The following is an 18,570-nucleotide window of genomic DNA, read 5'->3' as shown; positions in this document are numbered from 1 at the left end:
ATCTTAATGCGTTAAAAATAAGTAATTTACTTATTGGCAAAGCAAATGAAGCAAGGTAAATATTTGTGTTAACTGTTTTACTCGTTGACGATGATCCTGAATTTACTGATGTCGCCTGTACGATAATTGAGTTTTTAGGCCACGAAGTCCTTACTGCGGCGAACCTTGAAGAAGCCCGCGACTGGCTTAAAAAAGAAAGTTTCGACCATATCCTTCTCGACTTTATGTTGCCTGACGGCAGCGGTGTTCATCTTTTCGATGAGCTTGACGCATTAGGAAAGCGCCCCCGTGTAACCCTGATCACCGGTCACCCTTCGGTGCGCGGTATCATCAAAGGTTTGTGCGGTCCCAACATTGACTATCTGGTAAAGCCGATTCAACGCGAAGAAATCGAAGCTGTGCTTTCCGGAAAGACCGAAGTTCAATCACAAAGCTCAGGGTCAAATATTAAAAAATATTTCGGCCACCTGATTGGTGAATCTAAGCCAATGAAAGAGCTTTACAAACTTATTGAGCGGGTAAGCCGAACCAGCGCAAACGTCATGCTGCTGGGAGAAAGCGGCGTGGGTAAAGAAGTTGTAGCAGAAGCTATTCATGCCGCATCAGATGTTGAAGGCCCTTACATCGCTACCAACTGCGGCGCGTTTTCCAAAGAACTGATTGGCAGTGAGTTATTCGGACATGAGAAAGGCGCGTTTACCGGCGCTGTTGGACGTAAGTCTGGTGTGTTCGAGCAAGCCGAGAACGGCACATTGTTCCTTGATGAAATAACCGAAATGCCAATAGACATGCAGCCCAATTTGCTTCGCGTGCTGGAAAACAAGGTTGTGATTCGCGTTGGGGGCACTAAAACGATACCAGTAAATTGCCGGGTGGTTTCTGCCACCAACAGAACTATGGAAGCCATTGCAGAAAGTAAAGTATTGCGTGAAGATATTTATTTCCGTCTGGCGGTTTTTCCCATCACCATTCCGCCCTTGCGCGAGCGAAAGGAAGATATCCCCTTACTGGCAACAGCATTTATTGATGAGCTAAACCGTGAAAACGAAACACAGTTTAGTTGGAAAGAAGGCCAGCTTGAAACATTAAAAGAATACGACTGGCCAGGAAATGTTCGAGAGCTGCGTCATTTTGTTCATCGTGCGGCAATAATGAGCGATCCAGACAAGTCAGCGCTGGAGTTGCCTAAAACTATCGAATCGCCCTTTGCCAAAAAGCAATCTACAACCCCTGCCTTGCAAGCCGGTCGCACGATTGAAGATGTTGAAAAAGAGCTTATCTATGCGACGCTTGAGAAAGTAAACGGCAACAAGACGCTTGCCGCTGAGATGCTCGGCATCAGCACAAAAACCCTTTACAACCGTTTGCACGCATACGGCGACCTTAGCAAAGACGATTAAGTGTGTTAAGACATTATGAATGATAAAGAGTTTGCAGCCCTGGCGGCGCACGTACATGATGCCAGAAAGCCCCTTAACCGTATTTCAATGCAAGCGGAATTGGTAAAAATGGCGCTGGATGGCAGTGTACCGCCGGACCGTGCCAAACAGGCACTGGACAAAATTATTATAAGTACCAAGGATTGCAGTGAGGCGCTTACCCAAATGATGGATGCGCTTGGCGATTCGCAGTCGGAATCATGATCCTATGCTAAATAAAGCAGTACAATCCGTTTATAGCTGGGTCGTCCTTCTGGGCGTGATTATTTTTATCATTACCGGAAATTCCTTCTATGTGGTTAGTACCCTGGATGAGCTTGCCTCACTGGAAGCCAGGCTGTTTACCACCAACCGGGTGATTAACTCGGTCAACACCCTTCATATGGCGGTATTAAGAGCGGAATCTGGTCAGCGCGGATTCTTGCTAACCAGAGACGAAAGCTACCTTGACGATTACAACACCACCCTTCTACGCATAGAAAGCCTGTTTGATGAGGTTGAAATCAGCGCACAGGTCTCCGATCTGCCTAATCAGGATGAAAAAATCAACATGCTGATTTCCCTGAGCCGGAAAAAAATCAGTGAAATGGTATCTACCGTTAATCTGGCCAAAGGCGGAGATTTTGCAGCAGCAATAGAGATGGTGACGTCAGACAGGGGCTTGCTTTTATATGATCAGTTCGAATCAATTTTTACCGAAATAGACGAGTCTGAACGAACGGTTCAGGGTGAACACCTTGCGAACCTGATGAAGTTGCGCAGAGATTCGGTTAATACACTGATTATTTCCGGCGTGACAACTGCTTTTTTGGTTATCGCTATCTTCGTTTTACTTAAAATGAATATGCGTGAAAACCTGCGTCACCAGCGTACGCTGGAAAATATAAATGAAGAGCTGGAATATAAAATCTCACAGCGTACTCAGGAACTTCAGGTCTATTCAGACGAGTTGGCCCGGAGTAACCGTGAGCTAGAGGATTTTGCGTTCGTTGCTTCTCATGACTTACAGGAACCTTTGCGAAAAATTCGCGCGTTTGGCAATAGAATCGATGATGGCTACAGCGATGTCATTGACGAACGTGGCAGAGACTTTTTGAAGCGTATGCTTAATGCCGCAGAAAGAATGTCGATGCTTATCAGCGACCTACTTGCGTTCTCCCGCGTGTCTACCCGCGGAAAAGATTTTACAGAAGTCGATATGAACGACGTCACTGCAGCGGTCATCGAGGATCTTGAGATTGCCATAGAAGAAGCAGATGCAAAGGTTGAAGTAGGCAAATTACCTGTCATTGAGGCAGATAAATCGCAAATTGAGCAACTCATACTGAACCTGATTTCCAATGCTATCAAATTCAGAAAGCCTGACACTAATCCGGTTATCAGCATCACTTCCAGAGAGTCAGAAGAAAGCGAATTGAAAGGCCTTCATTTGGTAAATCAGTTTGACTGGACGACAATAACCATAGAAGATAACGGGATCGGCTTTGACCAGTCGTTCGCAGAGAAGATTTTTGCGCCATTTCAACGACTTCACGGGCGCAGCACTTACAAAGGAACGGGAATTGGTCTTGCGGTATGTCGCCGGATTGTTGAGCGTCACAATGGGCAGATTAAAGCTGTCAGTGAGCCCGACAAAGGGGCAAAATTTTATATAATAATGCCGTTGAATGGTGAGCCATTCGCGAATACTTCAAGTCTGGGAGTAGTAAATAATGACAGCTAAAGAAGCCTTGCCTATCAACATTCTGATGGCCGATGATGATGAAGATGATCGGTTGTTAACACTGGACGCACTGAAAGAAAGTCGCGTTCTGAATAACCTGTATTGCGTTGAAGATGGCGTAGAGTTGTTGGAGTTTCTGCGTCGCGAGGGCAAATACACTGATCCGAGCGATTCACCCCGCCCCAGCCTTATCTTGCTTGACCTAAACATGCCACGTATGGATGGCCGTGAGGCGTTGCAGGAGATTAAATCAGACCCGGCGCTTCGCAGCATTCCGGTTGTGATCCTGACAACATCTAAAGAAGAAGAAGATATGCTTCGCGGATATGATCTTGGATGCGCCTCCTACATTACAAAACCTGTTAATTTCGATGGTTTGGTAGATTTAATGCGTGCATTGGGCCGGTACTGGATTGAGTTCGTCGAACTACCTCACGACTAAGCAATTATAATTAGGATAAGCTGTGACTGATGTAATCCGCGTACTTCTTATTGAAGATGATGAAGATGACTATTTTCTTACTGCGGATTACTTATCGCAATGTCAGGAGCCCAGGTTTGATATCACCTGGGTAACTAACAGCGCTGAAGCCGTTGCAGCGTTTCGTTGTAAACTTTTTGATATCTGTCTGCTCGACTATATTCTTGGCGCTGAAAACGCCATCGATGTCCTTAATATCATCAAATCCAAAGGTATAAGTATTCCGGTTGTTATATTGACCGGACAATCAGATGCCAAAGTCGACGAAATGGTCATGCGCGCCGGCGCTGCCGATTATCTGACAAAGAGCGAGATTGAGACGCCACGTTTCATGCGTACAATGCGCTATGCAATGGTACGTCGTGAAATAGAAAATGAGCGGATTGAAAGACACAAGGTCGAGCAACAAAATAAAGCCAAAGACAAATTTCTGGCCCACCTGGGTCACGAGTTACGAACGCCTCTAACTTCAATTCTGGGATACACAGAATTGCTACTGGATGATGCGGGCAACGAACGCATGCAGCAAGAGCTTTCTATCATCCACACTAATGGCAAACATTTGCTGAGCCTGCTTAATGACTTGCTCGATATGTCTCGAATCATGGCCAATAAACTGGAGTTGTCGCCCAAGGATATAAATTTATCGGGCTTCATGACGGATGTGCACTCGTTGATGAACCTGGCAGCTAAAGATAAAGGGTTGCGCTTATCCATAAATTGCCAGTCTCCCTTACCCGAGTCAATTAAAGCAGACCCTACCCGTTTACGGCAGGTATTAATTAACCTTATCAGTAATGCGGTCAAATTTACTGACTCGGGAAACATTGAGGTCTCCCTCGAAGTTTTCACCAGTCATAATAGCGGCGAAGAACGTCTCAGATTCAGTGTCAAAGACTCTGGAATCGGGATGCCCCCGGATAAGCTTGATGACATCTTCCACCCATTCGAACAAATCGAAGATGTCATGCGTGCCAATCACGGCGGTGCCGGACTGGGGCTTGCGATTTGTCGGGAACTGGTACACAAGATGGGGGGCGACATTTCCGTCGAATCTAACTTTGGTAAAGGCAGTGTATTCTCGTTTTATATCAATCCTGGTGACATTTCCGAACAACCCCGCGATGAACTGAACCTCGCTGCGCCCAGTTCAAGAACGCCCGGTGCAATGAACCTGCACGTTTCAGGTCGCGTGTTAATCGTAGATGATTTACGGGAGTTACGTCGTTTAACCGGACATATGGTCAGTCAGTGTCACGCTCAGGTGGCCTATGCCGAAAATGGCGTCAAAGCGCTGGAAGCGGTATTGATGGCGGAGCAGGAAGGTAAACCATTTCACCTGGTTTTAATGGATATACATATGCCAGTCATGAATGGCATTGACTCACTTAAAGCGATGCGCAAACATAATTGCAAAACCGCCGTTGTTGCAATTACTGCGGCAAGCCGTAAAGGTCTGAAGCAGTCGCTGATGGACGAAGGCTTTGATGATATTTTGGGCAAACCCATTGAAAAAAATGCGCTGATGCAGATTCTGGACAAATACCTTATTCGGACGCCCGATCCTGCTCTAGCAGATGTTAGTCTGCCAGATGGCGCCAATGCCAGTCCTGACACGTCGATAAGTCATAACGATAATGCTTCAAACAAAACTGAGAATACGCAGCCGGAAGAGTCTCCAGGCTCTGATACCAAACGAGTGTTGGTCATCGAAGATGATCACGACGCAGCCGATCTTATGCAGTTACTTATTAGCCATCAAGGTCACCAGGTAGCTATTGCAAACACCGGTGAACAGGCAATATCCCATGTTGATCAAGAGGAATACGATTTCATATTGCTTGATCTCACATTACCAGATTATCACGGTTTTGAGTTGGCTGATGCGCTGCAAAAGCATATCAATGATACCACGACAATCGTTGTTGTGAGCGGCAGAGAACCTGACGCCAGTGACCTTACCCTTCACAACATTTCTCACTCACTGTTAAAACCTGTTAGTAAAGACGATTTGTCTACTCTTCTGGCATAAACGACAGCTATCCAATTTCTTCGCAAGAATTACAATGCTGTGCAGTTTTTACCAGCAAGGGGGCGTACTGCCACCCCTAACCCTTCTTAACCTACTGTCATAAAAGATAATTTTAATTAATTTTTCGTGGTATGTGCTTTGCAACGTAGTTAATGCATACATTCATAAATCAAGGAGATTCGTATGGTAACGCAAGCGAAAGCCACCACAGGAGTTAAAGGTGCGGGAACGACGGACACAACACATTCAAATGGCGTAACGGAGTCAACACATCCTATGACAGATAAAATTCAGGAATCACTACACTCTTCAGTAGACAAGCTTGCCACATCAGCGGCTCGCGCAGAGGAAAATATTCGTACTACCGCTTCGGATTCAGCGGAAAATGTAGCAGCGCGTAAACGCCTGGCAGAGAAAAAGTGGTTAACGTCTGGCGTACGTAAATATGCAGTAGAAAATCCGGTTGCAGCGGCCGGTGTTGCATTTGCTGCTGGTATGTTGGTCACATCCCTGCTACGTAAAAAGTAACGGACGATGCAGCCAGGTATGGCAGATTTTAAAAAAGCATCGTTCAGGCCGCATGGGCCTGTATCGCTTCGCCCGACCAGGGACACTGGTTGGGCGCTTGCGTGTGTACCTGAACACTCCAGCGTTGACGATACTACCTTTCATGAAGCCTTTGAAGCGTACAAGCATCTAATCGATGCTAAAAAGGCGCAATTTGCTGCATTATCTGATGTAGTCTCCAGCGAAACGGCGCTTGTTAAAAAGTCAGCTATTTTAACTGCCATCGGTCTTGGAGGTGCCTTTGTCCTTTCTTGCATTTGCTGGATAATTGTCAATGCGGCAATCGGCATTGCATTGGATCGCTCAGGTGTGCACCTTGCATTAACGACACTGATTTTGTTGGCAATGAATGGAATAATGATCGCATTTTTTGCAAAAATGGTGTTAGATAGTTACAGGTACATTTCAATTCGACCTGTTTGGAAAGCAATTACCGGTCACGCAGGCGTTGAAGCACCTCAATCTGAGAAGGATCATTAGTATGTTCCTGAACAAAGAATTACGGTCAGTTGAACAGTCTCACCTTGAATATACCCGCGTTCGGAATGATGCGCATCAGGCTTTGGATAATGTGAAACATAAATCCAGGCTTATCATGGCAAAACCGTCGGTATTACTAGGCATATTCGGATATGGCGCATTTAAGGGTGCGACTACAAGTAACCCGGACTCGAAACGCAAAGTCGCATTGATGTCATTTGCGAGAACTGCGTTTTTTAATTTTATAGCCTGATAAGGTGATACATGGCAGTATTTAGTAACATTAAAAAACCAGTTCGTGCACTCGTTGCAGTGACACTTTTAAGCTCTGCGCTAGGTGCTTGTAGCAGCTTTTCTTCATCGGGCCCCACAGCTTATAAATCTGCTAAAAGCGCCGATGCTTATGGCTATTCCAGTGTTCAGCTTGATGATGCCCAGTACCGCGTCATGTTCAAAGCAGCTGAAGATACGCCGGCAGATTTAGTTCAGGAATACACGCTGTATCGAGCAGCTGAAATTGCTGATGAGCAAGGTTATTCCTGGGTGGCGATCGTCAAAACTGACATTGAAAGAAAAGCTAACATCAGTCAAAGGATTGTCAGAGATAAAAAGAATACGTTACCACCAGTACTTAAAGAAGAGCAGTGTACGATGTCTGGTTGTAATGATGTTGCCCAGCCTTTTGAAGTCAGCGACAGCGACTTGCGGACAAAGAAGACAAAAACCCAGGATGTTTACTATTCGGTTGTTGCACGTATGGGCAATAGTCAGGTAAGTACTGGTGACAATGCGTTCGAGGTCGAAAAGGTGTTAGCTCGATTATCAAAAGTCGTTAATCCCTAAAGCCGCGATTGCGGCTTTTTTTTGTACTACCAACGAAGTGCCCCCCTTCTCTTTTATAACCCCGATACTGCTATTTTCGTCTCGCTGATATCCTGCTACATCCGTAGAGCGCCTGTAAAAAACGGACGTTGACGTTTCTCTTTTACAGATATTCAGAAAAAACTTCTTAGTGCGAAAGAATGAGTCAGAAGTACGGTATGAATCTCAAAAAATCTATCGATGCAACATACTGAATAACAAAGAAATATACTTTAAAACGTCAGCTGAGCTGGAGGATTGGAGTGGAACACCTCATGCATACATATTGTAGATGACAAATTATCACTATCAGTCGCCCCTATTTTCTTACAGGAGAAGAAAATGAATCAGTTACCTGCGAATGTCGAAAAAGTATCTGACATTGTTAAGGTATTAAACGGTGGCATTGAGTTCTACAAGAACAGTATCCACAAAGTCACTGGTCAAAATATCCAGGCGATGTTTCGGCGAATGATTGAGGAGAAGCAACAGGCAGTCACTGCCCTGAAGCCTTATTTGCCCGAATCTGCACAGCGTGAAAGTAATGACGCGGACTGGATTGTGAGGCTACGCAGTATGTATTCAAGACTGCGGGAGGCACTGGAATCGCCAAGCGATCAAATTTACATTGAACAACTTGAGGAAGTTGAGGATAGAGTTCTGCGTGTAATCGACAGTGCGTTGGAGACTGATCCTCCGCAGCATTATGCATGTGAACTTAGACGAATTCGCACAAGAATGCAGCAGTGTCATGACGAGATGCGATCCCTTCAACATGCCACCGCTTGCTAAAGCTTAAAGCTTATGTATGCAAAAGCCGATACCTGTGTATCGGCTTTTTTGTTCACAAGTGAACATTGTTGGCATTTTCCACCCAGTCCAAATCTCTCGTTTGTTCATCCAATGTGCCTTTTGCTCCCTCCAGAAACACGGAGCAAAAATAATCTACGCACTGGTGCATTTCACGATATTTGTTCAGCTGCATCTCCATCTCTTCCAATGCATTGGAAAATTCGCTATTCGATTTTGACATTTCATACTCACATTTAAGGTAAGCGCAGAGCACATCGGCGGCTTTGGCCAACCGGACATGGACATCGTCTTTATCTTGCTGAATTAATGGCTCATACCGGGCTTTCAATTCGTCAGGCAACGTTTGGATCAGCATGCTTTCAAAACGCCATTCCAACTTTTTGATGGCAGCCGTTGTTTCCGGATCATGATACTTAACCGGGCTGGGAATGTCGCTCATACCGGCAATTTCACTGCCTTCGTGAAATAATGCCATAGCAGCTACTCTGTCAGGAATGACATCTTCCCCATACACGTCAGCCGCGATGGCGCCAAGCATATGGGCTATCATCGATGCTTCGTAAATATGCGTAGATAGCATTTCTTCCTGAAACTGGGCCATTAACGGCCACCGCTTTACATTTCTGGCACGCTGCATTAAACCAATAAATGCTGAGTTTTGTTTGGTCATAACAAATTTGTTTTGAAAATAAGATGGTTAGTTTACCAGCCAACAAAATTTTTGCTTACGGAAATGAACAAAATCATTCCCTCTCGTGTAAAAACTTCAAATCACCTGTAAGAGTGATGAATAATTTGTAGTTTTACTTGCCATATTAAGAAAAACTCTACTTTATTCATATACTTACCCATTGGCATGAAACCCGCATTAGCTTAAGGGACATTCAATGGAAGCAAAACGAGGATAAACTCATGCTAGGTTGGGCTATTACATTCTTTATCATTGCCATTATTGCAGCAGTTTTTGGCTTCGGTGGCATTGCTGGTGCGGCAACAGGCATTGCCCAATTTTTGTTTTTTGTTTTTGTAGCGCTTTTGGTGATTTCACTAATTGCTAATGCATTACGCGGCAAATCGCCGAAAGTATAATTACGTTTAAGGAGCAAGGACTATGATGACGTACAAAAATCTATTAAAAACTCTTTTTGTGGGCATGTTCGCTCTGTCAGTAGCAGCGTGTGATGACGGCGGTGCAGAGAATGCAGGCGAAGAGCTTGATGAAACAATGTCTGAAGCCAGTGACGAAATGGAAGAGTCAATGGAAGATGCAGGTAATGCTGTTGAAGACACTTGTGAAGATGTGAAAGAAGGAATGGATGCAGAAGACGACGATTGTTAATCTGCATTTTTATAGAAAACCCGGCTCCGCCGGGTTTTTTTATGTAAATAAGCATATTACTTAACATCATTTTTACTGATACCCGCATCGTCTCGTCGCACAGTGCTTCCTAGCGGTACTTTTATTACCACTCATCTTCCGCCTACCTCAGGCTTTCGAATTATTGACGTCAGCAATAATAAGAAAACCTATGCTCTGGTGTAATGGCACAGCAGGTTTGTAGCGCGCTCTGTTTGTGACAGGCAGAAAGCCAGGTTCAACTTAGTTTATAGCTGTCCCAGCTATCGACATCGAGTTATCTTGTAAGCAGAATACGACGGTTCTCAACGATGCAAAGTCTGGCGAAGGAAGGTTGTCAGATAGCGAAAAGCGATTTGGCGACCTGACAGTCCAACACGTGTCAGGTCACAGCGATGGCAGATGGAAAAACCATCTACCAGTGAACACCCAGGCTTTTATGCCTGAGAGTGAGACGCCTGCGCCGTTGAATCATCTTGTCTGGCAACAAACTTATTCGATAATGCAGGTAATAACGTAACATCGGTGACAAGCGCCATCACCATCGCCGTTGCCGTCAGAAATCCAAAATTCACACTTGGTATAAAATTAGAAAAGCCGAACAATGAAAATCCTACAGCGATGATCGTGGTGGTGAACATCAGGGCCAACCCGGTGTGACCAAATGCAGCACGGCTGGCTCGTTCTGCCTGCGTACCATCTGTGCCATCTTCCCTACCCTGCAACCAGGCATGTAAAAAGTGAATCGTATCGTCCACAGCAATACCCATCGCGATGGCAGCAATTGTAATTGTCATGATGTCCAATGGCATGCCCAACCAGCCTATCAATCCCAAAATCCCTAACGTCGTCAAAACGTTGGGCACCAATGCAATTAGTGCGATTTTAACAGAACGAAAAATTGCCAGAAGAACCAGTCCAAGCACAACATAAACAATGCCCAGTGTTGTAATTTGCGAATCAAACAGTCGACTGAGAATATCCTGATAAAGAACGAACAGATTGGTCAGGGTGACATCTTCCTTGTCTACACCGACCTCCTGAATATCATTTTTCAGATTCTCCATCAATTCATCGCGTTGCAAACCCTCTGTCGTATCCTGAATGCGTACCGATATTCTTAGCTGCTCATCCTGTGCAGAAAAATAAGAGCCAATTAACTGATTAACCACTTTTTCATCCAGCAATCGGTAAATAGTGGTCAACTCATATTCAGTCAGCGGCTTGCCACCGTTAAGTTGCTTGGCCAATTCTGTGAAATTTACCACGGAAGTAACGCTGCCAGTCGCTTCAAATGCATCAACCGCTGCCTGCACCAGCTGAAGCTGGCCCACTGTATCAGCTGTTAATACTAACTGTTTCTTTTCGTTCGCCTCACCGATATCAAGAATAATATCCAGCGGAGTTGAGCCTCCGAATTCCTGGTCGATGAACGCCAGTTCCTGATAAACCGTCGTATCTTTTGCGAAATAATCGATAAACGAGTTTTCAACATTTAGGCGTGAAATACCCGCAGCCATGCCCAGAAAAACTACGAGCATAATAGCAATCACAGATTTAGGTGCGGCAAGGTTGAGCCTTCGCATGCCATTTAGCATGGCGGTAATGAACCGGTATTCCTGTTTTTCTTTCTTCGCAGGTAAAAATGTCAGTAGTGCAGGAAATAACAACAAGCTAACTACCATCGTGATAACCATTGCGCTGAGCATCATGTAGCCAAAATCTACCACGGGTTGCAAGCCACTGAATATCAGCGAACCAAACCCTACCGAGGTGGTAAGAGTGGCGTAAAAACAAGGCGCCAGCTTTTCGTTTAAGGTTGCTATAATACGTTCTGACTGTGAAAGCGCTGGATTATCACGGCTGATTTCACGATAAGCACCAATGAGGTGGATCATAACGGCAAGTGTAAGAATAAGCTGCAACGCAATAAAGTTTGCTGAAAGCACGGTGGTACGCATATCCAGCCAGCCAAACAGTCCCATCGTCAGTGTAACGCTAACGGCGCAAGCACCAAGAGGAAAAATAACCCAGCGTAGTGTTCTGAACAATAGCAACAATAGCAGCGCAACAACGCCTGCGATGGCACTACCGAATATCTTCAGATCTGACTTTATAATATCAATAAGGTGCTGCCCGACCACATATGAACCACCCATATACGTATTTGCACGATTTTCTACTTGTCGGGTAATGTCATTTAGTTGCTGAATTTCTTTTTTTCTGGTCTTTGTCAGTTCTTGTCGAATAGGATCGGCCTGAGCCTGTAACGCGTCAATTTTTGCTTGTTGTTCTTCAGATAACGGACCATCCAGCGCCTGCTTTTGAATATTCGTAATCTGATTTTCCAGCGTTGTTAGCTCAGGGTCCGGTTTAAACACCACCTGGATTGCTGTGGCCGTGCCCTGTCGGTTAACCAGCAAATCTGTAAAAATTGGGTGCCCCTCTACCATCTCTTTCATTCGTGAAGGACTGTATCGCTGTTCGAGCCAGGTCAGCGCGTTAATATTGGTATTGCCGGTTAGCGCTGATGCATCGTTTATTAAAGGAACAGATAAGATGGAGGTGACATTCTCTACACGTTCAATTTTCGTAATCGCTTCAGACAATTTTTCTATATCTGTAAACGTCTGATTGCTAAATAGCGCATGATTTTTTGGCTGATACGCAAGCAGAATGAATTCATCAGGAGAAAATGTTTGATTGACCACCTGATTCTGAATATACAGCTTATTATTTTTTACCAGTAGCGTGTCAGCCGACGCATCAATTTTAAAGTTGACGATCTGATATCCGAAAAAACTTACCAGCGCGGTGAAAACCAGGATGATCAACCATCGCGCACTTACAATGCTTGCGGCCAGCTTATTCATTGTCATCAACCTGCTTGTACTGGAAGTATTCATCTCTGCGTTTACCCTGGATATACTGGTTTCTAAAATAGATGTATGGGTCTTCCGCTTGCTGATAGAGCGCGTCGTAGGTTTCGGCCTGGTCCGAATAATCGTCGAAACCGTCGAACGAACGTATGTAATAAGAGTCTGGCGAGTCAACTAACTGGTCAATGGGATGGATAAAACTTTCTGTTAGTAAAGAAAATGCGCTACGAGAGTCGCCGGGCCCTAAAATAGGCAACACCAGATATGGGCCTGCACCCACGTCATAATGTTGAAGTGTATCGCCCAGCGTCTGACGCTGAGCATCTATGTCAAACCAATGCTTTGCGGGATCGAACAAGCCAAATAATCCCAGCGTTGAATTAATGGCAAATCGTCCCAGATTCGCACCGGCTTCTTTAAACTGACCGGCAGCCAGATTATTTAACAGGTTCAGAGGTTCGCGGATGTTATCAAACGCATTACCAATTTTGTCCCGGGCAGCAGCCGGAACGATATATCGATATCCTTGTGCTGCAGGGCTTAACACATATTCGTAGCTGTAATTATTGAAGCTGAAAATCGCTCGGTTGAAATCTTCCCAGGGATCGTAGTAAAACGGGCCTTCGCCATTCCCCTGCTTATCCTGTGCATCAGTTATTGCAACAACATTTGGTGAGACGCTGATATTTCCCTGGCTGGTTTGCACTGTGACATCTTTGCCCGACCGCAATTTCTCAACATTTTCATTTTGCTGTTGCTTCTGAGCAACAGATTCATTTTGAGCGAGAGATTCCGGTTCATCAGTGGTGGTACAGGCGGTAGCGGATAGTAAGAAAAGTAGCAGCAATGTATGTTTTAAAAACAAATTCTTCAACACAGTGTTCCTTATCAAAGTTTTACATCACAACAGGCAAAATGTCTGAGTAGCATGGGTAACCTGTTGATTTATACGGTGCCTGACCTTTTATGATCGCTTTACTTCAGCTTTATTGCGGGTAGGAGCGTTGCAGTAGAATACGTGAATGAAAGCAACTAATACTAAATCGCGATGAGCACGAGTGCACAGAATACTGACTGGATAATGTGTTTGTTGAGTAAATAGTGATACATGTTAACTGCTCATTAAAAAGAGTAGGCAGAGCAAACGCTCTGCCATCGAATTTGCGCGTAAAAGGTTTATTCACCTACTCGCTTGGCGATCCAGTTTGCATGCTGTGGATCCTGATACTCTGTATTTACTGTTGCTGGTTGTTCATACCGTTCAAACCAATTAAAAACTGGCTGGCTTTGCAGATACTTCTGAAAACGATTTGCAGGCTGAGGCTGGCGCTTTGGTTTTAAAAATTTCATGATACCTATCCTTTCGGGTTTCGGTCCTGATAGACAAGACGACGTAATTTGTCTTTGTTAAAGGTATATATACAAAGATTGCACCAACTTATACAAAAGTACTAAAAATAGGTGCAGACCAGTAAAAGTGTGGGGTACAGAAAAAGTTGTAGGGATTTTTAAAGGTGGTGCTTAATTGGCCCTCTATAACTCTTCCTTACCGAGGGAAATATTTACACTCTGAGATGACAGTTTCGTGAAGACATAAAAAAAGCGCCATGAGGCGCTTGTTTTTAACCACCCGACATTAATTGTCATCTGTCATTGCAGTTTTCTTCATGACTTTTAAGTTGTCTTCAACATTTTTTACATCAGACGCGTTTTGCGCAATTTCAATTGCCAGCTCCCGTTCAGCGTCAGACTCTACCTCACCGGTCAGAGTGACATTGCCCTGCTCCACATCTACATCAATGTCGAAACCGGAAATATCTGAATCCATCAGCAAACGGGTCTTTATCACTGTTGCAATTTTTGCATCCAACAGCTCGCTGGACGCATCTTCAGTCGCCTCTTCAGCATCATCTTCCGCCGCTTCCATATCATCCTCGGCATCCATTTCGTTTGAAGCGGTCATACCATCACTGTTTTCCAGACCCTGCATAATCGTCAGGCGGTTATCGACAGCAGTGACACCATCAATATTCTCAACCAATTCTTCAGCAAGCTTTTTATCAACTGATGTTTTTACCTTGCCCGTTAAAATAACTTTTCCGTTTTTCACATCTGTGTTGATATCGAAGGAATTAAGGTTTCCATTAAATAGCAGCGTTGCTTCTGCTTTGCCGTCTATCCAGGCATCCTTGGCACCTTTCTCCCAGTCATTTTCAGCCTTCATATCTGCTGCCAATGCACTTGTCGTTAAGGTGCAGGCAACTATTAGAGACAACATTGTTCGTTTCATATCTAAATCTCCTTTTCGTGTCATATGAATGAATGCCAAAGCCATGCCAAGCGTTTAAGATTATGATTTAAAAGAGTAAGTAACGCGGTTTTAGCATAAAACTTCTCGCACAACTCTGAAAGGGTTACCGCACAAAGAAACTTTTTACTCTTACATCATTTTGTCTAATCCGTTGACGGGACAGATCCAGACCGGTGATGAACCGTAATCGCCTGAATTCGTAAAGATTTGAATACTATGTTTGCAACACTGCATGCACCGCCTGCTAAAAATAACTAAGGAACGTCCATGTTCGAAGTCCTGTGCGTAATCAGTGGCATAATGATCTTCACTACCATTGCGCCTCACCTTCCCGGTAAACATTGGTTAATTCGTGTTTGGGAATTTCCGAGAGTGCAGCAAATGGTAATCATTGCCATAACGGTTGTGGCCTGGGGAGTGTACTTCTATTACACAGCTGATATGACTGCAGCTGGCTTAGCTGTCGTGCTGTTTTTATGCTTTATCTATCAATCAGTCTGGGTTGTCCCCTATACTTTGCTAGGGCTAAAGGAGGTCACCCGCATCAAATCTCCGGTTAAAGAAAAAACGTTCTCTATCCTCACCAGCAATGTCTACATGCACAATAAAAACTTTGATGGTCTGATAAAGCTGGTAGAGAAGTACCAGCCGGATATGCTGGTTACGCTGGAAAGCAACAAAGACTGGGAAGACGCGCTCGAAAAAATTCACGATGACTACCCTTATCGTATTCCCTGCGCATTGGAGAATCTGTATGGCATGCATCTCTACAGTAAATTGCCGTTCAAGGAAAAAGAACTACGCTATCTCGTCGAAGATGATGTTCCCTCTATGCAGGTGACTATTGAGATTGACGGTCATGACATAATTGTCTATCTGCTGCATCCCAAGCCGCCAAGTCCAACAGAGAATGAAACAGCCGGCCCCAGGGACGAGGAGTTAACGCTGGTTGGTCAAGAGGTATTAGATCAGCAGTTGCCTGTGATCGTTGCCGGTGACCTGAATGATGTGGCCTGGTCACCCACAACCAGAAAGTTTCGTAATCTTAGCCAGGCACGGGACCCGCGTCGCGGACGTGGTTTCTTCAACACGTTCCATGCTAAATACCGGTTAATCCGATGGCCACTTGACCATGTTTTTCATACTGATCATTTCGATTTGGTGGATATTAAGCGTTTAGAAGGCTATGGATCAGATCACTTTCCTTTACTGACAAAGTTGCATCTCACCCGGGAAGGTGATGCCTGTCCGTCTTCTTCTGCGCCAGAAGCTGACAATAAAGCCAGCCCCGAATCAGAATAGGATCCGTTATTGTTAAGCACTAATGGCCATGGCAGGTGCCGTGGCCGCCAATGCGTGACAGCGGGAAATCATATCTTTGATATCTGACACATCCGGTAGCATTTGATCGCCTTCGTCGAGGACGATTTTGCCATTTTGCACACCTGTGCTTCGCAAAAACAAAACCGGTGGGACGCGTTTATCCGTCATTTTGATGGCCCGATAAACTTGCTCTCCGCTCATATCGGGTAATGTGTCATCAAGTAACACCACATCATAATCTCTCTGCTGCTGAAGTCTCACAGCGGCTTTTCCACTGGCAGCAAAGTCTACTGTCCAGCCCAGGCCAGTCAATACGCTGGTAATGGTACTAGCCGTTACAGGATCATCTTCAGCTAAAAGTACATTAAGAACAGATTTTTGTATCATGGCGCCTCCTGCTACCCATTTATTACAACCTTAGTGGTTGTCACGACGCATCGAGCGCGCTTATTTTTTGCACCGGACCTTGCCGGGCATCCAAGATAAAAGTTGTATAAGCAGAACCCGGGCCAATATTATGCTCAAACGCTTAGTATCCTCAACTGATAGCGCTACCAGCATCCGGCTGGTGACCGAACTATCCTTTATCAGCAATAAATGAAGTAGCTCGGCATGCATGTTGATTTTAATCAGGGTAATTTTGTCTGGGAAGGTTATAAAAATTACCGGCAGCAGCGTCCCTCTTACCAAGCTTTGTCATGCTGCCTTACAAATAATCAGGCGTGGGAGACCGTTTTTCGCCCCGCCGACACGGATGCAATATAGGATTTGAGTGAACTACAGGCCTTGTCCCGGGGGATAAAATGAGCCAACGCCAGCAGTTTATTATCCCGCGGCCACACCGCCATATTGAGGGTATCAATATCTTCTGCAGACAGCGCTTTGTCATCCAGTTTTAGCTCGATAGCTTTTTTATTTGGCTTTATTACCGTTGGCTCAATATCACTCACCAACGCCGGACTGATGCAAAAAAATTCTCGCTTGTAAGGATCTCTGACAATATGTAGCTGTTCGTCTTTAGCAAGTATCGCCGGCCAGCCTTCTGAAATACGACTTTGCGCGAACATTGCCAGTGTAAATGCAGCCAAAGTTCCAAGGGTGATAAGGGTAAAAGAGGTACTTAACCTGGGGGCAAAAATAACCAATAAACTCACGATGACAACAAAAGCAATCCATGCAAAGAACACACGTCGCATGGCTTTGGGACTGATTCCGGAAAAGACACGGGCTTGTCTGATATCGTTTTTTGTCAATGTGACGAGCGTCACTTTAGGTGATGAGGCCAATACTACAAATCCTTTTTGCGAATATAACTTACATATATACGGCGCGAACGGTATGTACAACTAACCATTAGTCGCATTTTATTCGCCTGCGGGTCACTAAGAGTTATCTTATTGTTATTTGGCTACTTATACCAGCAGTGCATGTCAGAAGATCACGCTTCGCCACTTTGTGTCGCCCGAAAGAGACAAGCTGCCTGCTTTTGACCTTTGATATTTTCAGTATATCACAGCGGTTGTAATCTGCTGTGGCACCCTCATTCATAGTTTACATCCACGTTACTGAAGGTAAGTATGACTACATTATCTATTGATATTATTTCGGATATTGCGTGCCCATGGTGTGCCATCGGTTATGGCAGGTTGCGTGAAGCACTGGACGCATCCTCGGAAATAGACGCTGAAATAAGCTGGCGCGCGTTTGAGCTGAACCCTGATCCGGATGCGGTCCGCGAGCCTATCGGACCTGCTCTGGCAAAAAAATACAATATGAGTGAGCAACAGGTTGATGAGACACAGCAGCAGATGAAAGACGCGGCGCATGCGCTGGGTATTAATTTTGACAACATGGACAGCCGGTACACCTGCAATACATTTGATGCTCACAGGCTGGTGAAATGGTCGGCCCAGTTTGAAAAGCAAACACCCATGAAACTTGCTTTGTTCGACGCTTATTTCGGACACGCCCAATCAGTTGATGAGAAGGATGTGCTACTTAGCTGCGCAGAGTCAGCCGGTCTTGATCGTAATGAAGCGCAGTCAGTGCTGGAATCGGATGACTACGCCCAGGCGGTACGCGATGAAGAAAAACTCTGGCAACAAGCAGGCATTTCCTCAGTACCGGCGTTTGTTATAAACCAGAAGTATCTGATAAGTGGTGCACAGGAGTCTGACGCTTTGGTTAAAGCACTGTCTGACATAGCCATAAAAGAAAGCGTGTAATGCCGGGAAGGATTGGTCTGTGTCACATGACACAGCGTAAGAGCCTGCAGTAAGTGACCTATTTAACGCACGGGAGATA

At 45.0% G+C, this 18,570-nt stretch carries 20 protein-coding genes; 13 read left to right on the top strand and 7 right to left on the bottom strand.

What is annotated here, in order from left to right; translation table 11 throughout:
• Window positions 1-65: 65 nt before the first annotated feature.
• The 9 genes from HHX48_RS00490 (at window position 66) to HHX48_RS00445 (ending at window position 8,375) form a co-directional block, all read left to right on the top strand.
• Window positions 66-1,400 (top strand): sigma-54-dependent transcriptional regulator, encoded by a 1,335-nt coding sequence (locus HHX48_RS00490; RefSeq protein ID WP_191021689.1) that lies wholly within the window; start codon window positions 66-68, stop codon window positions 1,398-1,400.
• A gap of 15 nt (window positions 1,401-1,415) precedes the next feature.
• The gene (locus tag HHX48_RS00485; protein ID WP_191021688.1) at window positions 1,416-1,643 is read left to right on the top strand and encodes a HAMP domain-containing histidine kinase; all 228 of its coding nucleotides are present in this window, start codon (window positions 1,416-1,418) and stop codon (window positions 1,641-1,643) included.
• A 4-nt stretch (window positions 1,644-1,647) separates the two neighbouring features.
• Window positions 1,648-3,162, top strand: coding sequence for a sensor histidine kinase (locus HHX48_RS00480; protein ID WP_191021687.1), 1,515 nt, complete (start codon window positions 1,648-1,650; stop codon window positions 3,160-3,162).
• On the top strand, window positions 3,152-3,604 hold the full coding sequence (locus HHX48_RS00475) for a response regulator (RefSeq protein ID WP_191021686.1): 453 nt from the start codon (window positions 3,152-3,154) through the stop codon (window positions 3,602-3,604). Before HHX48_RS00480 ends, HHX48_RS00475 begins: the two co-directional genes overlap by 11 nt.
• 22 nt (window positions 3,605-3,626) lie before the next feature.
• Complete coding sequence (locus HHX48_RS00470; RefSeq protein ID WP_191021685.1) at window positions 3,627-5,675, top strand: response regulator; 2,049 nt, start codon at window positions 3,627-3,629, stop codon at window positions 5,673-5,675.
• A gap of 183 nt (window positions 5,676-5,858) precedes the next feature.
• The gene (locus HHX48_RS00465) at window positions 5,859-6,203 is read left to right on the top strand and encodes a DUF883 domain-containing protein (RefSeq protein WP_191021684.1); all 345 of its coding nucleotides are present in this window, start codon (window positions 5,859-5,861) and stop codon (window positions 6,201-6,203) included.
• Window positions 6,204-6,221: 18 nt separating this feature from the next.
• The gene (locus tag HHX48_RS00460) at window positions 6,222-6,722 is read left to right on the top strand and encodes a hypothetical protein (protein WP_191021683.1); all 501 of its coding nucleotides are present in this window, start codon (window positions 6,222-6,224) and stop codon (window positions 6,720-6,722) included.
• A 264-nt stretch (window positions 6,723-6,986) separates the two neighbouring features.
• Window positions 6,987-7,565 (top strand): CC0125/CC1285 family lipoprotein, encoded by a 579-nt coding sequence (locus tag HHX48_RS00450; protein ID WP_191021681.1) that lies wholly within the window; start codon window positions 6,987-6,989, stop codon window positions 7,563-7,565.
• A gap of 360 nt (window positions 7,566-7,925) precedes the next feature.
• Window positions 7,926-8,375 carry a PA2169 family four-helix-bundle protein gene (locus tag HHX48_RS00445; RefSeq protein WP_191021680.1) on the top strand — a complete coding sequence of 150 codons (450 nt, stop codon included), beginning with the start codon at window positions 7,926-7,928 and terminating at the stop codon, window positions 8,373-8,375.
• A gap of 52 nt (window positions 8,376-8,427) precedes the next feature.
• On the opposite strand, the gene yfbR is transcribed toward HHX48_RS00445, so the two are convergent.
• Window positions 8,428-9,066: a 5'-deoxynucleotidase gene (gene yfbR, locus HHX48_RS00440; protein WP_191021679.1), complete on the bottom strand. Its 639-nt coding sequence runs from the start codon at window positions 9,064-9,066 to the stop codon at window positions 8,428-8,430.
• Window positions 9,067-9,308: 242 nt separating this feature from the next.
• Between yfbR and HHX48_RS00435 the strand changes: the two genes are divergently transcribed.
• Complete coding sequence (locus HHX48_RS00435; RefSeq protein WP_018982048.1) at window positions 9,309-9,485, top strand: DUF1328 domain-containing protein; 177 nt, start codon at window positions 9,309-9,311, stop codon at window positions 9,483-9,485.
• Window positions 9,486-9,507: 22 nt separating this feature from the next.
• The gene (locus HHX48_RS00430; protein WP_191021678.1) at window positions 9,508-9,735 is read left to right on the top strand and encodes a hypothetical protein; all 228 of its coding nucleotides are present in this window, start codon (window positions 9,508-9,510) and stop codon (window positions 9,733-9,735) included.
• Between the two features lie 455 nt (window positions 9,736-10,190).
• Here HHX48_RS00430 and HHX48_RS00425 read toward each other — a convergent pair whose 3' ends face one another.
• The 4 genes from HHX48_RS00425 to HHX48_RS00410 form a co-directional block, all read right to left on the bottom strand.
• Window positions 10,191-12,626: an efflux RND transporter permease subunit gene (locus HHX48_RS00425; RefSeq protein WP_191021677.1), complete on the bottom strand. Its 2,436-nt coding sequence runs from the start codon at window positions 12,624-12,626 to the stop codon at window positions 10,191-10,193.
• Window positions 12,619-13,509, bottom strand: coding sequence for an MlaA family lipoprotein (locus HHX48_RS00420; RefSeq protein ID WP_191021676.1), 891 nt, complete (start codon window positions 13,507-13,509; stop codon window positions 12,619-12,621). The genes HHX48_RS00425 and HHX48_RS00420 overlap by 8 nt, the downstream gene beginning before the upstream one ends.
• Window positions 13,510-13,808: 299 nt before the next feature.
• On the bottom strand, window positions 13,809-13,982 hold the full coding sequence (locus HHX48_RS00415; RefSeq protein ID WP_191021675.1) for a hypothetical protein: 174 nt from the start codon (window positions 13,980-13,982) through the stop codon (window positions 13,809-13,811).
• 286 nt (window positions 13,983-14,268) lie between these two features.
• Window positions 14,269-14,922, bottom strand: coding sequence for a BON domain-containing protein (locus tag HHX48_RS00410; protein WP_191021674.1), 654 nt, complete (start codon window positions 14,920-14,922; stop codon window positions 14,269-14,271).
• 288 nt (window positions 14,923-15,210) lie between these two features.
• Between HHX48_RS00410 and HHX48_RS00405 the strand changes: the two genes are divergently transcribed.
• Window positions 15,211-16,245 carry an endonuclease/exonuclease/phosphatase family protein gene (locus HHX48_RS00405; protein ID WP_191021673.1) on the top strand — a complete coding sequence of 345 codons (1,035 nt, stop codon included), beginning with the start codon at window positions 15,211-15,213 and terminating at the stop codon, window positions 16,243-16,245.
• A 12-nt stretch (window positions 16,246-16,257) separates the two neighbouring features.
• Here the strand turns inward: HHX48_RS00405 and HHX48_RS00400 are convergent, their stop codons facing one another.
• Window positions 16,258-16,653 carry a response regulator transcription factor gene (locus HHX48_RS00400; protein ID WP_191021672.1) on the bottom strand — a complete coding sequence of 132 codons (396 nt, stop codon included), beginning with the start codon at window positions 16,651-16,653 and terminating at the stop codon, window positions 16,258-16,260.
• 329 nt (window positions 16,654-16,982) lie between these two features.
• Window positions 16,983-17,552 (bottom strand): hypothetical protein, encoded by a 570-nt coding sequence (locus tag HHX48_RS00395; RefSeq protein WP_191021671.1) that lies wholly within the window; start codon window positions 17,550-17,552, stop codon window positions 16,983-16,985.
• Between the two features lie 291 nt (window positions 17,553-17,843).
• Between HHX48_RS00395 and HHX48_RS00390 the strand changes: the two genes are divergently transcribed.
• The gene (locus HHX48_RS00390; RefSeq protein WP_191021670.1) at window positions 17,844-18,491 is read left to right on the top strand and encodes a DsbA family oxidoreductase; all 648 of its coding nucleotides are present in this window, start codon (window positions 17,844-17,846) and stop codon (window positions 18,489-18,491) included.
• The last annotated feature ends 79 nt before the right edge of the window (window positions 18,492-18,570 follow it).

Origin of the sequence: Salinimonas profundi (assembly GCF_014750655.1) — a bacterium.
In the GTDB taxonomy this organism is placed as follows: Bacteria; Pseudomonadota; Gammaproteobacteria; order Enterobacterales; family Alteromonadaceae; genus Alteromonas; species Alteromonas profundi_A.
Note: the sequence above shows the minus strand (reverse complement) of the source record. Positions and strands in the feature narration are given on the sequence as shown.

What these genes read in the sequence shown, in the direction of transcription:
- HHX48_RS00485 (WP_191021688.1), top strand. Translation starts at nt 1,416, where the DNA reads ATGAATGATAAAGAGTTTGCAGCCCTGGCGGCGCACGTACATGATGCC.
- HHX48_RS00480 (WP_191021687.1), top strand. Translation starts at nt 1,648, where the DNA reads ATGCTAAATAAAGCAGTACAATCCGTTTATAGCTGGGTCGTCCTTCTG.
- HHX48_RS00475 (WP_191021686.1), top strand. Translation starts at nt 3,152, where the DNA reads ATGACAGCTAAAGAAGCCTTGCCTATCAACATTCTGATGGCCGATGAT.
- HHX48_RS00465 (WP_191021684.1), top strand. Translation starts at nt 5,859, where the DNA reads ATGGTAACGCAAGCGAAAGCCACCACAGGAGTTAAAGGTGCGGGAACG.
- HHX48_RS00460 (WP_191021683.1), top strand. Translation starts at nt 6,222, where the DNA reads ATGGCAGATTTTAAAAAAGCATCGTTCAGGCCGCATGGGCCTGTATCG.
- HHX48_RS00450 (WP_191021681.1), top strand. Translation starts at nt 6,987, where the DNA reads ATGGCAGTATTTAGTAACATTAAAAAACCAGTTCGTGCACTCGTTGCA.
- HHX48_RS00445 (WP_191021680.1), top strand. Translation starts at nt 7,926, where the DNA reads ATGAATCAGTTACCTGCGAATGTCGAAAAAGTATCTGACATTGTTAAG.
- yfbR (WP_191021679.1), bottom strand. Translation starts at nt 9,066, where the DNA reads ATGACCAAACAAAACTCAGCATTTATTGGTTTAATGCAGCGTGCCAGA.
- HHX48_RS00435 (WP_018982048.1), top strand. Translation starts at nt 9,309, where the DNA reads ATGCTAGGTTGGGCTATTACATTCTTTATCATTGCCATTATTGCAGCA.
- HHX48_RS00430 (WP_191021678.1), top strand. Translation starts at nt 9,508, where the DNA reads ATGATGACGTACAAAAATCTATTAAAAACTCTTTTTGTGGGCATGTTC.
- HHX48_RS00425 (WP_191021677.1), bottom strand. Translation starts at nt 12,626, where the DNA reads ATGAATAAGCTGGCCGCAAGCATTGTAAGTGCGCGATGGTTGATCATC.
- HHX48_RS00415 (WP_191021675.1), bottom strand. Translation starts at nt 13,982, where the DNA reads ATGAAATTTTTAAAACCAAAGCGCCAGCCTCAGCCTGCAAATCGTTTT.
- HHX48_RS00410 (WP_191021674.1), bottom strand. Translation starts at nt 14,922, where the DNA reads ATGAAACGAACAATGTTGTCTCTAATAGTTGCCTGCACCTTAACGACA.
- HHX48_RS00405 (WP_191021673.1), top strand. Translation starts at nt 15,211, where the DNA reads ATGTTCGAAGTCCTGTGCGTAATCAGTGGCATAATGATCTTCACTACC.
- HHX48_RS00400 (WP_191021672.1), bottom strand. Translation starts at nt 16,653, where the DNA reads ATGATACAAAAATCTGTTCTTAATGTACTTTTAGCTGAAGATGATCCT.
- HHX48_RS00390 (WP_191021670.1), top strand. Translation starts at nt 17,844, where the DNA reads ATGACTACATTATCTATTGATATTATTTCGGATATTGCGTGCCCATGG.